At 65.7% G+C, this 14,254-nt stretch carries 15 protein-coding genes; 3 read left to right on the top strand and 12 right to left on the bottom strand.

Features of this window, described 5'->3' with window-relative positions; translation table 11 throughout:
• The 12 genes from fdhF to ACGRVM_RS12670 all read right to left on the bottom strand — a co-directional run bounded on the left by fdhF (position 1) and on the right by ACGRVM_RS12670 (position 12,060).
• Entirely contained in the window at positions 1–2,778 is a 2,778-nt protein-coding gene (fdhF, locus tag ACGRVM_RS12725) for a formate dehydrogenase subunit alpha (RefSeq protein WP_377172228.1), read from the bottom strand.
• On the bottom strand, positions 2,778–4,463 hold the full coding sequence (locus ACGRVM_RS12720) for an NAD(P)H-dependent oxidoreductase subunit E (RefSeq protein WP_377172226.1): 1,686 nt from the start codon (positions 4,461–4,463) through the stop codon (positions 2,778–2,780). The genes fdhF and ACGRVM_RS12720 overlap by 1 nt, the downstream gene beginning before the upstream one ends.
• Before the next feature lie 149 nt (positions 4,464–4,612).
• Positions 4,613–5,392, bottom strand: a complete 780-nt coding sequence (locus ACGRVM_RS12715) for a succinate dehydrogenase iron-sulfur subunit (RefSeq protein ID WP_377172224.1) — start codon at positions 5,390–5,392, stop codon at positions 4,613–4,615.
• Positions 5,393–5,405: 13 nt separating this feature from the next.
• Positions 5,406–5,720: a succinate dehydrogenase gene (locus ACGRVM_RS12710; protein WP_377172222.1), complete on the bottom strand. Its 315-nt coding sequence runs from the start codon at positions 5,718–5,720 to the stop codon at positions 5,406–5,408.
• Positions 5,720–7,525, bottom strand: coding sequence for a succinate dehydrogenase flavoprotein subunit (sdhA, locus tag ACGRVM_RS12705; RefSeq protein WP_377172220.1), 1,806 nt, complete (start codon positions 7,523–7,525; stop codon positions 5,720–5,722). Before sdhA ends, ACGRVM_RS12710 begins: the two co-directional genes overlap by 1 nt.
• Before the next feature lie 19 nt (positions 7,526–7,544).
• Entirely contained in the window at positions 7,545–7,916 is a 372-nt protein-coding gene (gene sdhD / locus ACGRVM_RS12700) for a succinate dehydrogenase, hydrophobic membrane anchor protein (protein WP_377172218.1), read from the bottom strand.
• A 12-nt stretch (positions 7,917–7,928) separates the two neighbouring features.
• Positions 7,929–8,312 (bottom strand): succinate dehydrogenase, cytochrome b556 subunit, encoded by a 384-nt coding sequence (gene sdhC / locus ACGRVM_RS12695; protein WP_377172216.1) that lies wholly within the window; start codon positions 8,310–8,312, stop codon positions 7,929–7,931.
• A 234-nt stretch (positions 8,313–8,546) separates the two neighbouring features.
• Positions 8,547–8,780 carry an NINE protein gene (locus ACGRVM_RS12690; protein ID WP_377172214.1) on the bottom strand — a complete coding sequence of 78 codons (234 nt, stop codon included), beginning with the start codon at positions 8,778–8,780 and terminating at the stop codon, positions 8,547–8,549.
• A gap of 36 nt (positions 8,781–8,816) precedes the next feature.
• On the bottom strand, positions 8,817–9,110 hold the full coding sequence (locus ACGRVM_RS12685) for a TM2 domain-containing protein (protein ID WP_377172212.1): 294 nt from the start codon (positions 9,108–9,110) through the stop codon (positions 8,817–8,819).
• 85 nt (positions 9,111–9,195) lie between these two features.
• Positions 9,196–10,410: a bifunctional phosphopantothenoylcysteine decarboxylase/phosphopantothenate--cysteine ligase CoaBC gene (gene coaBC, locus ACGRVM_RS12680; protein ID WP_377172209.1), complete on the bottom strand. Its 1,215-nt coding sequence runs from the start codon at positions 10,408–10,410 to the stop codon at positions 9,196–9,198.
• Between the two features lie 58 nt (positions 10,411–10,468).
• Positions 10,469–11,230 (bottom strand): ChaN family lipoprotein, encoded by a 762-nt coding sequence (locus tag ACGRVM_RS12675; RefSeq protein ID WP_377172206.1) that lies wholly within the window; start codon positions 11,228–11,230, stop codon positions 10,469–10,471.
• Positions 11,227–12,060 carry an RNA polymerase factor sigma-32 gene (locus ACGRVM_RS12670; protein WP_377172204.1) on the bottom strand — a complete coding sequence of 278 codons (834 nt, stop codon included), beginning with the start codon at positions 12,058–12,060 and terminating at the stop codon, positions 11,227–11,229. The genes ACGRVM_RS12675 and ACGRVM_RS12670 overlap by 4 nt, the downstream gene beginning before the upstream one ends.
• Positions 12,061–12,214: 154 nt before the next feature.
• On the opposite strand from ACGRVM_RS12670, the gene cobU reads away from it, so the two are divergent.
• From cobU to ACGRVM_RS12655, 3 genes are read left to right on the top strand one after another with little or no spacing between them, the layout of a single operon-like run.
• Complete coding sequence (gene cobU / locus ACGRVM_RS12665; protein WP_377172202.1) at positions 12,215–12,739, top strand: bifunctional adenosylcobinamide kinase/adenosylcobinamide-phosphate guanylyltransferase; 525 nt, start codon at positions 12,215–12,217, stop codon at positions 12,737–12,739.
• Positions 12,736–13,308: a histidine phosphatase family protein gene (locus tag ACGRVM_RS12660; protein ID WP_377172199.1), complete on the top strand. Its 573-nt coding sequence runs from the start codon at positions 12,736–12,738 to the stop codon at positions 13,306–13,308. Before cobU ends, ACGRVM_RS12660 begins: the two co-directional genes overlap by 4 nt.
• Before the next feature lie 58 nt (positions 13,309–13,366).
• Complete coding sequence (locus ACGRVM_RS12655) at positions 13,367–14,233, top strand: glutathione S-transferase (RefSeq protein ID WP_377172197.1); 867 nt, start codon at positions 13,367–13,369, stop codon at positions 14,231–14,233.
• Positions 14,234–14,254 lie beyond the last annotated feature (21 nt).

The raw sequence follows: 14,254 nt of genomic DNA, 5'->3' as shown, positions 1-14,254 counted from the left end.
TCACTCGGCGGCGACGGATTGGGTGTCTGCTTCCACCTTGACGGCGGAGAACTTGAATTCCGGGATCTTGCCGTAGGGGTCGATCGCGGGGTTTGTCAGGATGTTCGCCGCCGCTTCGACATAGGCGAAGGGCAGGAACACCATGTCCGGGGCCACGGCGCGGTCGGCCCGCGCCATGATGCTGATGCTGCCGCGCTTGGTGGTCAGGCGCACATGGCCGCCCGGCTCGACACCCAGCTTGCGCAGCGTGCTGGGGTGCAGCGAGCAGTTCGCCTCGGGTTCGACCGCGTCGAGCACCTTTGACCGGCGCGTCATCGAGCCGGTATGCCAATGCTCGAGCTGACGGCCCGTGGTGAGGATCATCGGATATTCCTCGTCCGGCACGTCATCGGGCGCGATGACGCTCGCGGGGGTGAAGCGCGCGCGCCCCTCGGGCCTCGGGAAGCCGTCGCCGAAGACGATGGCCTGTCCCGGATCGGTCGGGCTGAGCGACGGGTAGGTCACCGCGCCCTCGTTCTCCAGCCGCTCCCAGGTGATGTTGTCGAGGCTGCGCATGTTGCGCTTCATCTCGGCGAAGACATCGGCGGGGCTGTCGTAGGACCACCCGAGGCCGAGGCGGTTGGCCAACTCGGTCGTGATGCGCCAATCCTCGCGCGCGTCGCCCACGGGCGGCACGGCGGGGCGGGCCAGTTGCACCTGGCGGTTGGTGTTGGTCACCGTGCCCGATTTCTCGGCGAAGGCCGAGGCGGGCAGGATGATGTCCGCGTAATTCGCCGTCTCGGTCAGGAAGATGTCCTGCACCACCAGTGTATCCAGCTTGGCCAGCGCGTCGCGGGCGTGGTCCACGTCCGGGTCAGACATGGCCGGGTTTTCGCCCAGGATATACATCGCCTTGATATCGCCGTCATGGACCGCATCCATGATCTCGGTGACGGTCAGACCCTTCTCGGCGCTGAAATCCTCGGACTCCCAGACCTCGGTGAAGGCGCGGCGCACACCGTCGTCGGTGACGCTCTGGTAGTCGGGCAGGAACATCGGGATGAGGCCCGCGTCGCTCGCACCCTGCACATTGTTCTGGCCGCGCAGCGGGTGCAGACCAGCGCCGGGGCGGCCCACCTGCCCGCACATCAGCGCGAGGCTGATGAGGCAGCGCGAATTGTCCGTGCCGTGGATATGCTGGCTGACCCCCATGCCCCAGAAGATCATCGCGGATTTCGCGCCCGCGAAAGTGCGCGCGACCTCGCGGAGCGTCTCGGCGGGAATGCCGCAGATGCCTTCCATCTTCTCGGGAGAGAAATCGGCCAGATGCGCCTTCTCGGCCTCCCAGTTCTCGGTATAGGCGTCGATATACTGCTGATCGTAGAGCTTTTCCTCGACGATCGTGTGCATGATCGCGTTCAGCATGCTGACATCCGCGCCGGGGCGGAATTGCAGCATGTGGGTGGCGAAACGCTTCATCCCCTGCCCGCGCGGGTCCATCACGATCAGCTTGCCGCCACGCTTGGTGAACTGCTTGAAATAGGTCGCGGCGACCGGATGGTTCTCGACCGGGTTGGCGCCGATGATGATGGCGACATCCGCGTTCTCGATCTCGTTGAAGGTCGCCGTCACGGCGCCCGAGCCGACATTCTCGATCAGCGCCGAGACGGAGGACGCGTGGCAAAGCCGTGTGCAGTGATCGACGTTGTTGTGGCGGAAGGCCTGACGGATCAGCTTCTGGAAGAGATACGCCTCCTCGTTGGTGCATTTCGCGCTGCCGAACCCGGCGACCTCGCGGCCACGGCCCTTGAGGCGGCTCGCGGCGAGGTCCAGCGCCTCGTCCCAGCTTGCTTCGCGGAAATACTCCTGCCAGTTACCCGGATCGACGTTCAGCCCCTTGGCCGGCGCATCTTCGCGGCGGATGAGCGGCTTGGTCAGGCGATGCTCGTGGTGGATATAGTCAAAGCCGAAGCGCCCCTTGACGCAGAGCCGGCCCTCGTTCGCGGGGCCGTTGATGCCCTCGACATATTTGATCTTGCCGTCCTTGACCTTGAGGTTGATCTGGCAGCCGACGCCGCAGAAGGGGCAGATGCTCTTGGTCTCGGAATCGTAGTCCGCGCGGTCGCCGACCTGGTTCTCGTCCACGACGGTCGCGGGCATGAGCGCGCCGGTGGGGCAGGCCTGCACGCATTCGCCGCAGGCGACGCAGGTGCTCTCGCCCATCGGATCGTCGAAATCGAAGACCGGATAGGCGTCATGCCCGCGCCCGGCCATGCCGATCACGTCATTTACCTGCACTTCGCGGCAGGCGCGCACGCAGAGGCCGCACTGAATGCACGCGTCGAGATTGACGCTCATCGCGACATGGCTGTCGTCCAGCAGCGGGATGCGCCCCTCTTCGAGCTTGGGAAAGCGGCTCTCCGAGACGCCCTGCATCGCGGCCATGTCCCACAGATGGCTCGATTTGTCGTGTGCCGCTTCGGGCTTGGGCTGATCGGCGACCAGCATCTCGATCACCATCTTGCGCGCGGTCCGGGCGCGGTCGGTGTTCGTCTTGACCACCATCCCGTCGCTCGGCTCGCGGATGCAGGAGGCGATCAGGTTCCGCTCGCCCTCGACCTCGACCATGCAGGCGCGGCAATTGCCGTCGGGGCGATAGCCCGGCGCCGGCTTGTGGCACAGATTGGGAATGATCAGGCCTCGGCCATGGCTGATTTCCCAGATCGTCTGACCCTTCGGCGCCGTGACTTCCTCGCCATCCAGGATGAAGGTAACGGTCTGCACATTGGAGTCGAGCATCAGATTTCCTCCGGGAAATGCTTGATCGCGGAACGGATCGGGTTCGGGGCGGCCTGGCCGAGACCGCAGATCGAGGCATCGGCCATCGCCGTGCAGAGCTCGCCCAGAAGCGCCTGGTCCCATTTCGGGGCCTGCATCAGCTTGACCGCCTTTTCGCAGCCGACGCGGCAGGGCGTGCACTGGCCGCAGCTTTCATCCTCGAAGAAGCGCAGCATGTTGAGGGCGGCGGCGCGGGCGCTGTCCTTGTCGCTCAGCACGACCACGGCGGCGGAGCCGATGAAAGTGCCATGCGCCTGAAGCGTGTCGAAGTCGAGCGGGACGTCGTTCATCGACGCCGGCAGCAGGCCCGAGGAGGGGCCGCCCGGCTGATACCCCTTGAACGTGTGGCCATCGAGCATGCCGCCCGCCGCCTCGATGATGTCCGTGATCGTCGAGCCTGCGGGCAGAAGATGCACGCCCGGTTTCTTGACGCGGCCCGAGACCGAGTAGCTGCGCAGGCCCTTGCGTCCGTTCTTCTCGACGTCCGACAGGATCTGACCGCCCTCGCGCAGCACGCGCGTGACCCAGTGCAGCGTCTCGATGTTGTTGACGAGCGTGGGCCGGCCGAAAACGCCGACCTGCGCGACGAAAGGCGGACGATGACGCGGCAGGCCGCGCTTGCCCTCGATCGATTCGATCATCGCGCTCTCTTCGCCGCAGATATAGGCGCCCGCGCCGCGGCGCAGCTCGATATAGCCCTCGCGCACGATGCCCGCCGCCTCGAGCGCCGCGATCTCGCGGGCGAGGATCTCGAGCACGGCGGGATACTCGTCGCGCATGTAGATGAAGCAGGTCTCGGCCTCGACCGCCCATGCCGCGATCAGCATGCCTTCGAGAAAGAGATGCGGCGTGCGCTCGAGGTAATAGCGGTCCTTGAACGTGCCCGGCTCGCCCTCGTCGCCATTGACGGCGAGATAGCGCGGACCGGCGGCATCGCGCACGAAGCCCCATTTGCGCCCCGAGGGGAATCCCGCGCCGCCCAAGCCGCGCAGCCCCGAATCGAGCAGCTTTTTCTGGACGGTTTCGAAATCGCCCTTCTCGCGCAGATCGGCGAGCACGGCATAGCCGCCATTCGCGCGGTAGGCGTCGAAGGTCTCGTAATCGGGGATCGTGGGGTGGGTGTGCTTGGCGGCGATCGCCGCGTGCACCTTCTCGGGCGTCGCGTGGTCGATATGGGCGTGGCCCAGTTCGAGCACCGGCGCGGTGTCGCAGCGGCCCATGCAGGGCGCCCGCAGCACGCGCACTTCCGACGGATCGAGACCCTTCTCGAGCGCGGCCTTCAATTCCTGCGCGCCCGCCAGCTCGCAGCTGAGCGAATCGCAGACGCGGATGGTGAGCGCGGGCGGCGGCGTCTCGCCTTCCTTCACCACGTCGAAATGCGCGTAGAAGGTGGCGACCTCATAGATCTCGGCCATGCTGATGCGCATCTCTTCGGCGAGCGCGCGCAGATGGGCCGCCGAGAGGTGTCCGAACTTGTCCTGAATGAGATGCAGATACTCGATCAGGTGGTCGCGGCGAATCGCGCGGCCCTCCAGAAGGGCGCGCACATCGCTCCATGCGGCATCATCCAGCTGCCGCCCCTTGGGCGTCACGCGGCCCTTGCCGCGCCCGGACTTCCATACACCGCTACCTTGATCCGCGCCCATGTCGCCTCCTCACGTTAATTTCCCAATGTTTAATTTATTTTCCCCCCAGTCAACAGATGCAAACGACAGGAGGGCGAGAAACATGGGTCCGTGGGCGACAAAAAGCAGGCCGGGATGCGGCCTGCTATACTACTTGCGTCACTTTAAGATCAAACTGCGCGCTCGACCATCATCTTCTTGATATTTGCGATGGCCTTGGCGGGGTTCAGACCCTTCGGGCAGGTCTTGGTGCAGTTCATGATCGTGTGGCAGCGGTAGAGTTTGAAGGGATCTTCCAGATCGTCCAGCCGCTCGCCCGTATTCTCGTCGCGCGAATCGACGATCCAGCGATAGGCGTGCAGAAGCGCGGCCGGTCCGAGATACTTGTCGCCGTTCCACCAGTAGCTCGGGCAGGCGGTGGAGCAGCAAGCGCACATGACGCACTCATAAAGCCCGTCGAGCTTCTCGCGATCCTCGATCGACTGCTTCCATTCCTTGGACGGCGCGACCGTCTCGGTCTCGAGCCAAGGCTGGATGCTGGCATGCTGGGCGTAGAAATGGGTGAGATCGGTGATCAGATCGCGCACGACCGGCTGGTGCGGAAGCGGATAGATCTTCACGTCGCCCTTCACCTCGTCCATGCCGTAGATGCAGGCCAGCGTGTTGATGCCGCCGATATTCATCGAGCAGGAGCCACAGATCCCCTCGCGGCAGGAGCGGCGGAAGGCGAGCGTCGGGTCGATCTCGGTCTTGATCTTGATGAGCGCATCCAAAACCATCGGACCGCAGGTGTCCATATCGACGAAATAGGTGTCGACGCGGGGGTTTTCGCCATCGTCGGGCGACCAGCGATAGATGCTGAACTTGCGCAGGTTGGTGGCGCCTTCGGGCTTGGGCCAGGTCTTGCCCGTCACCATGCGGCTGTTTTTCGGCAGGGTCAGTTGAACCATTCTCTTACTCCTTTCAGCCGACCAGGGTCAGGCTGCTCTGGGCAATGCATTGCAGGGCCTCGGGGCGGCGGGCGATCTGGCCGATCTGCTCGGCCGTGGCCGCATCGAGGCCCGTGACCGCGCCGCTGGCGATTTGCAGGATCTCGCGCGCGTCGGCGGCGTCGATGATGCAATCGGTGATCGGCGCGGCGTTGAGGCCGGGATATCGGGTCGCGACATAGGTGTTCACCACGTTCTTGGCCTGCCCCCGCGCAACCGCATCGGCGGCGTCGTTCGCCGCCGTGCAGGCCGCGAGCGCGGCGAAGGCCGATATGGCGAGCGCTCGCATCAGAATGTGCGTTCCTTCGGCGCGATCTTCTTGAGGCTGATGCCGCCCTGATCCTCGGTGGTCAGCGGCGCCTCGACGATGGGGCGATAGCTCAGATCGACCTTCGCGCCATCGACGCGGGCGATCGTGTGCACGCGCCAGTTCTCGTCGTCGCGCTTCTCGTAATCCTCATGGGCGTGCGCGCCGCGGCTCTCATGACGCGCCTCGGCGCCCGCGATGGTGGCCATCGCGTTGGGCATGAGGTTCGTCAGCTCGAGCGTTTCCATCAGGTCGGTGTTCCAAACGAGGCTGCGGTCGGTGACGTGCAGGTCGTCGAGCTTGGCGGCAATGGCCTTCATCTTCTCCAGACCCTCGGCCATCGTCTTGGACGTGCGGAAGACGGCGGCGTCGGCCTGCATGGTCTTCTGCATGTCGAGCCGCAGCTCGGCGGTGGGCGTGCCGCCCTTGGCGTTGCGCAGGGTGTCGAAGCGCTCGAAGGCCTTCTCGACGCCCGCCTTGTTCGTCGCGGGGACCGCGCCCTCCTTGTCCACGACCTTGCCCGCGCGGATCGCGGCGGCGCGGCCGAAGACGACGAGGTCGATCAGCGAGTTGGAGCCGAGCCGGTTGGCCCCGTGCACCGACGCGCAGCCCGCCTCGCCCACGGCCATGAGGCCCGGCACGATGGCGTTGGGATCGTCCTTGGTGGGGTTCAAAACCTCGCCCCAATAGTTCGTCGGAATGCCGCCCATGTTGTAATGCACGGTGGGCAGAACCGGGATCGGCTCCTTGGTGACATCGACGCCGGCGAAGATCTTGGCCGACTCCGAAATGCCCGGAAGGCGCAGGTTGAGCGCCTCGGGCGGCAGGTGCGAGAGGTTCAGGTGGATGTGATCGCCGTCCTTGCCGACACCGCGGCCCTCGCGGATCTCCATCGTCATCGAGCGGCTGACATAGTCGCGCGGCGCGAGGTCCTTGTACTGGGGCGCATAGCGCTCCATGAAGCGTTCGCCCTCGGAGTTGGTGAGATAGCCACCCTCGCCGCGCGCGCCTTCGGTGATGAGGCAGCCCGCACCGTAGATGCCGGTGGGGTGGAACTGCACGAACTCCATGTCCTGAAGCGGCAGACCCGCGCGCGCCACCATGCCGCCGCCGTCGCCGGTGCAGGTATGCGCCGAGGTGGCCGAGAAATAGGCACGGCCATAGCCGCCCGTCGCCAGAACGACCGTCTTCGCGTTGAAGACATGCATCGTGCCGTCATCGAGCTTCCAGCAGACGACGCCGGTGCAGGCGCCATCGTCCGACATCAGCAGGTCGATGGCGAAATATTCGATATAGAACTCGGCCTTCTGCTTGAGGCTCTGACCATAGAGCGTGTGCAGGATCGCGTGGCCGGTCCGGTCGGCGGCGGCACAGGTACGCTGCACCGCAGGGCCTTCGCCGAATTCGGTGGTGTGGCCGCCGAAGGGGCGCTGATAGATCTTGCCCTCTTCGGTACGCGAGAACGGCACGCCGTAATGCTCGAGCTCATAGACCGCCTTGGGCGCCTCGCGGGCGAGGTATTCCATCGCATCCGTGTCGCCCAGCCAGTCCGAGCCCTTCACGGTGTCGTACATGTGCCACTGCCAATGGTCGGGGCCCATGTTGCTCAGCGAAGCGGCGATGCCGCCCTGTGCGGCGACGGTGTGCGAGCGGGTCGGGAAAACCTTGGTCACGCACGCGGTGCGCAGGCCCTGCTCGGCCATGCCGAGGGTCGCGCGCAGGCCCGCGCCGCCTGCCCCGACGACCACGACGTCATAATCATGCGTCTCGTATTCGTATTCGGCCATTCGGTTCTACTCCGGTAGTTTACAGCGCGAGGCGCGCGATGGCGAAAACGCCAGCCGCCATCGCCGCGTAGGAAAGGCAATACATCAGAAGGATCGAAACCTTCCGTGCCAGCCCATGAACATAATCCTCGATCATCACCTGGCAGCCCCCGGCAAAGTGCCGCAGGCCGACGATCAGCGTCAGCGCGGCCACGATCGCGGGGAAGGGGCGGCTGTAATAGGCGACGACCTCCTCGTAGGGCGCGCCCAGAACCGGCCCGAAGGTGAAGATGAAGAGCGGGATCAGAATCAGCAGCGCGACGGAGCTGAGGATCATCGACCAGTGATGCTCGACGCCGGAATTCGCCGATCCAAGGCCCTCGGCCCGTTTGCGGTCAGTCAGAAAACGCATGGTGGTGACCCCTTAGACGATGATGACGGTGAGGATGGTCAGCACGACCGAGCCGCCGAGGCAGATCCAGCCCAGCATCTCGGCGCGCCCGATCTCGAGCATCGAGCCGGTGTCCCAGATCAGGTGCCGCACGCCCGCGAGCGTGTGATACCAGATGCCGAGCAGCGACAGGACCATGACCAGATCGCCGAACCAGCTCGTCAGAACCGCGCCGGCGGTCACGAAGGCCTCGGGGGAGGACGCGGCAGCGAGGAACCACCAGACGATCAGGAGCGTGGTGATGAGAAGCGCGTTGCCCGTGATGCGCGTCAGGATCGACGTCATGGAGGTCAGTTGCGGGCGGTAGATGGAAATATGCGGTGAAAGCGGCCGATTGCCCCGGTTCACGTCTGCCATATCTTCGGTATCCTTCAATTGGCTCTCGCGCGCATGGCTCGCATGACGCGATGACTTGGCCTTCGTTTTAGCGGTCTTGGCGCGCTTGCCCAGCAAAAAACCACTAAAACGCGGTTCATGGCGCTTGGCGATGCAATTTGTGATCACACGCGAATATCATGTGATCACAAACGCGAACGGCGGCGTCACACGCCGCCGCCGAAGGCCCCTCGATCAGGAATCAGTGCCGCGCGATCAGTGCTGAAGCGGCAGGCCGTGCTTGTCTTTCATCGAGCCGATGATGAGGCGCACGAAGTCGATGATGGTCCAGATACCCAAGCCGCCCAGCGTGAGCAGCATCAGGATGCCCGTGCCCACCTTGCCGAGGTAGAAGCGGTGAATGCCGAGGCTGCCCAGAAAGAAGCAGAGCAGCACGGCGGGCACGAATTTCTTTTCGCTGACGGGCCCGACATCGGTGGAATTGGTCATTGGAATGTCCCTCGCTATGGTGGCGCGTTTTGCGCCTTATGAAGTGCTCGGCATCAGAACGGGGCGGCCTTTCCCGTCGCGCCATTTCTCGATGATGAGATAATAGAAAATGACGATCGTGTGCAGCGCATCGAGCATCAGAACGAACAGCGCGAGCCCGGCCATGCCCTGCGCCGCGAACCCGATGGCGAGGATCAGAAGACCCACATCCGCCAGCCCGTGCAGCCAGTCCTCGAGATAGAAATGATGGATCCCGAGGATGCCGAAGATCCCGCAAAGAAGGACGGCGGTCCCGTAGGATTTGGGCGATCGTTCCGTGGAATGCTGCATGATCGGCGCCGTTTCTTGGTCTTTCAGCCCTTTATTGGCCCAAAGCCCCATAGGGCGCAACAACTATCGAAAGTGCGCCCTGCGCCTAGGACGCGCCTTGTTCAGACTCCAGATGCGCCGCAAGACGCGCGGCGAGGCGGCGCGCGACCTCCGTCTTGCCGAGGCGCGGCCACGGCTCGGCGCCCGTCTCGGTGATGAGTATCACCTCGTTCTCGGTGCCGCCCATGATGCCCGTCCGCGGGCTCACATCATTAGCCACGATCCAATCGCAACCCTTGCGCTGCCGCTTGGCAATCGCGTTTCGCTCCACCGCGTCGGTCTCGGCGGCGAAGCCCACAACGAGCAGGGGGCGATCGGGACCGGGCTGCGAGAGCGCGGCGAGAATGTCGGGATTCTCGGTGAACTCGAGCTTGGGCAGCCCGCCCTTGTCCTTCTTGATCTTCGAGTCCGACGCGCTGGCGACGCGCCAGTCGGCCACGGCGGCGGCGCAGATCGCGGCATCGACGGGAAGCGCGGCGCGGCAGGCGGCCAGCATCTGCTCGGCGGTCTCGATGCGGTGGACCTCCGCGCCCTCGGGCAGCGGCGCCTCGGCGGGGCCGGTCACGAAGACCACCTCGGCGCCGAGCGCGGTCAGCGCGCGGGCGATGGCGCTCCCCTGCGCGCCCGAAGAGCGGTTGGCGATATAGCGCACCGGGTCTATCGGCTCATGCGTGGGGCCGGACGTCACGAGGATGCGGCGCCCCTTCAACGGACCATCCACCAACGCGGCCTCGATGGCGGCGACAATCTCCAGCGGCTCGGACATGCGGCCGGGGCCATGCTCGCCGCAGGCCATGTCGCCATGCTCGGGGCCGATCACGGCGATGCCGTCGCCGCGCAGAGCGGCGAGGTTGCGCTGCGTCGCCGCATGCTCCCACATGCGCACATTCATCGCAGGCGCGATCATCACGGGCGTGTCGGTGGCCAGAAGGAGCGTCGTGGCCAGATCATTGGCATGCCCCCCCGCCATCTTCGCCATGAGATCCGCCGTGGCCGGTGCGACCAGCACCAGATCCGCGCTCCGGCTGAGCTGGATGTGGCCCATCTCGGCCTCGTCGGTCAGATCGAAAAGATCGGTATAGACCTTCTGCCCGGCCAGTGCCGAGACCGACAGGGGCGTGACGAACTCGGCGCCTGCGCGGGTCAATACCGGCGTCACGGCAGCGCCGCGCTCGCGCAGGCGCCGGATCAGATCCAGCGTCTTGAACGCCGCGATGCCGCCGCCGATGATGAGAAGAATTCGTTTACCAGCCAGCGTCATGCGCGATCCTCCGAGCGCCGCGAGCCTAGGGCCGCGCCGCCTCCAAGACAAGAGAGGCTCAGCGGAAGGCCTCGCAGGGATCACCGCGTACGGGCGCGGGGCTGTCCGCGATCTCGTCGAAGCCGCCGCCCGGCGGCGTGCTGTCCTCACCCTGCCCGAGGCTGTGGATGCGAAGCTCGGGCGCCGCACGCGCCAGAAGCGCGGGCATGCCCGAATCCTTGCGCGCGTGGCCGTTGCCGGTGATGACGGCGACCGGCCCGCCCGTCTCGCGCCATGCCTCGAGCGCCGCGCGCGCCAGCGCAGCGTCGCGCAGGCGCTGGATATCCACCATGATCGGCAGCATCTCAGGCGGCAGCGCGTCGCAATGGGCCGCCGCCTGAAGAGCCTCGCGCGCGGCCCGCTCCGCCTCCGGCAACGGCTCTGCAAGGCCGAACGCCTCGGCCCCGTCCCCGAAGGTCTCCGCCAATCCGGTTTCGGACAGGCCGCGCACCGCCTCGCGCGGGATACCGGCGCCGAGAATGCGCGCCTCGGGCGCGGCGGTCATGATAGGATGATAGAAGGAGAAATCGGGCCAACCGCTCTGGTCCCAGCCCAGCGCATCCGCCAGGGCCTCCGGGTCATTCCGCAACTCGGGGGTGACGCGCGCGGCCTGATCTTCTGTCAGCATCTCGAAGACGATGGCGGCGGGCTGGATCTGCGCGACACGCTCGGCCTGAACGGCGTGATGGGCGGGGTTGTCATGCACCTCGCCCATCACGAAAACATCCTGCGCCGTGGCCGGCGCGGCCCACAGGGCCAGCGCCGCAAGCCAGCGGATCACGCCAGAAGGCTCTGCACCTCGGAGCCGTTGGCCTCGAGCGCCTTACGCATCTTCTGGAATGCCGCCGCCTCGAGCTGGCGAACGCGCTCCTTGCTGAGGCTCAGCTCCTCGCCGAGGCTTTCGAGCGTGCGCGGCTCGTCGCGCAGCTTGCGTTCACGGACGATGAAGCGCTCGCGCTCGTTCAACTTGCCCATCGCCTCGGTCAGCCAGACGCGGAGCGTGCCGAGATCGTGGTCCACCTCGACCAGCTCGTCCCCGCGGGGCGCCTCGTCCTCGAGCGCGTCGATCCATTCGCGACCTTCGTCCTCGGAACTTTGCGTCGCATTCAGCGAGAAATCCGAACCCGAAAGACGGCCCTGCATCATTTCGACATCCCGCAGCGGCACGCCAACTTCCTGCGCGATCATCTCGCGGAGCTGGTAGCCGTCAAGCTCGTGCCCCTGCGCCATCGCCTCGCGCTCGAGTCGGGCCTGGACGCGGCGCATGTTGAAGAAGAGCGACTTTTGCGAGGACGTGCTGCCGGTGCGCACCATCGACCAGTTGCGCATCACATAGTCCTGCACGCTCGCCTTGATCCACCAGACGGCATAGGTCGAAAAGCGGACGCCGCGGTCGGGATCGAACTTCTCGGCTGCCTTCATGAGGCCGAGGCCGGCTTCCTGAATGAGATCGTTCATCGGCGCGCCGTAACGGCGGAATTTGGACGCCATCGAGATCGCCAGACGCATATAGGCGGTGATGAGACGGTGCAGCGCCTCCTCATCCCGCTGATCGCGCCAGGCATAGGCCAGTTGCAATTCGGTTTCCGCATCGAGCAGCTCGGCTTTCATGGCCTTGCGGGACAAGGAGCTGTTTTGTTGAACGTCGATTGCCATGAGACTTCCCCCAGGGTTTGCGCGCCACTGTCCAGTGCGCTCTTTCTCACTTACTCGCCAAGTGCTACGGGATTACGAACGTTTCGGATCACAAAAGAGTTCAGATAAAATGTTGCCATCGCTCGCATTGGTGCTAGGCGGCGCGGCCTCCGGAAAATCCCGCTGGGCCGAAGCGTTGATCCGCGAGAGCGGTGCAAAACGTCTCTATATCGCCACCGCCGAGGCCTATGACGACGAGATGCGGGACAAGATCGCGCAGCACAAGGCGGCCCGCGCCGAGGATGGCTGGACCACCATCGAGGCACCGATGGAGGTGGCCCCGGCGCTGGCCGAGGCGCGCCCGGATCAGGCGGTTCTGCTGGATTGCGCGACGCTCTGGCTAAGCAACCACATGCTGGCCGAGCATGATCTGAACGCCGCCGAGAACGGGCTGATTGCGGCGCTCGCCGCCTGCGCCGCGCCGGTGATCGTGGTCAGCAATGAAGTGGGCCTCTCGGTCGTGCCGGACAACGCGCTCGCCCGCCGCTTCCGGCGCGCGCAGGGCGATCTGAACAAGCGTCTCGCGGCCGAGGCCGATCTGGTCGTGCAGATGATCGCGGGCCTGCCGCTGGTTCTCAAGGGCGCGCTGCCGTGAGCCGGTTTCACTGGGTCCGCCACGGGCCGACCCATGCCAAGGCGATGGTCGGCTGGACAGATCTGCCCGCAGATCTGAGCGATACCGCGCAGCTTGCGCGCCTCTCGGCGCACCTGCCTGCCGATGCGCTCGTCGTCTCTTCGGATCTCATGCGCGCTCGCGATACCGCCAGCGCGATCCTCGGCCCGCGCCAGCGCCTGCCGGATGATCCTGCCTTGCGCGAAATCCATTTCGGCGCCTGGGAGATGGCCGCGTTCGACACCGCCCCCGAGCCCGAACGCCTGCGCGCCTTCTGGGAGACGCCGGGCGATCTGACCGCCCCCGAGGGCGAGTCGTGGAACATGATCTCGGCCCGTGTCAGCGGCGCGGCGGCGGCGCTCCTGCGCGCGCATCCGGGGCGCGACATCATCGCCGTCGCGCATATGGGCGCGATCCTGACGCAGGTGCAGGCCGCGCTGGGGATCAGCGCCTATGACGCCTTCTCGCACCGGATCGACAATCTCTCGGTCACGTCGCTCAGCCATGACGGGACGCGCTGGCACGCGGATGCGATCAATCACCTGCCCTGATGGTCCGCCGCACATTTGCTGACTTTGCGCAGGCCGGCACGCCGCATACCATCTTGCCATGACATATGATCTCATCATCGGCGATTACGCCTATTCGAGCTGGTCCATGCGGGCATGGCTGCTCTTCGATCGGTTCGGCATCGAGCGGCGCGAGACGGAAATCTGTTTCGCCGACGGCGCCGTGCCGGATCTCATGCCGGACTGGACACCGGCGAAAACCGTGCCTGCGATCCGCACGCCCGAAGGCGCCGTGGTGGGCGAATCCCTCGCCATCGCCGAGGAACTGGCGAGCCGCCATCCCGACCTGCCGCTTTGGCCCGAGGCTCCGCTCGCCCGCGCCACCGCCCGTGCCCTCTCCGCTGAAATGCACGCGGGCTTCACCTCCCTGCGCGGCGATTGCCCGATGAACCTGCGCAAGGCCTATACCGATTTCATTCCTTCCGAGGCCGTCGAACGCGACCTGCGGCGCATCGAGACGCTTTGGGACCATGCCCGCGCCACCTGCCGGCCAGAGGGGCCGTGGCTCTGCGGAGACTATGGCATCGTCGATGCGTTCTACGCCCCGGTCGCCATGCGCATCGCGGGTTACGGGCTGAAAGTATCGCCCTCGGCGCAGGCCTATGTGAATGCGCATCTGGCCGACCTTTCCTTGCGGCGCTGGCGCGCGTTGGGGCTGGCGCATGGCCCCGATCTCGAGCGGTATCGGCGCGACCATGAGACGGGCGCCTGGCCCGGCCCCGCGCCCCGCGCGGCCGAAGCCGCCCGGACGGGCACGCCCGAGAACGATGCCTGCCCCTATTCGGGCAAGCCGGTCACGCATCTGATGGAGATGGAGGGGCGCATTTTCGGCATGTGCAACGCGCGCTGCCGCGACAAGACGGCGGCCGATCCGGAGGCCTGGCCGCAATTCATGGCGCTGGTCTGAGCCTGCCGCACACGCGTTAAC

It is taken from the genome of Roseovarius aquimarinus (genome assembly GCF_043661195.1).
Taxonomy (GTDB): domain Bacteria; phylum Pseudomonadota; class Alphaproteobacteria; order Rhodobacterales; family Rhodobacteraceae; genus Roseovarius; species Roseovarius aquimarinus.
This window is presented reverse-complemented; position numbering and strand designations above follow the sequence as displayed.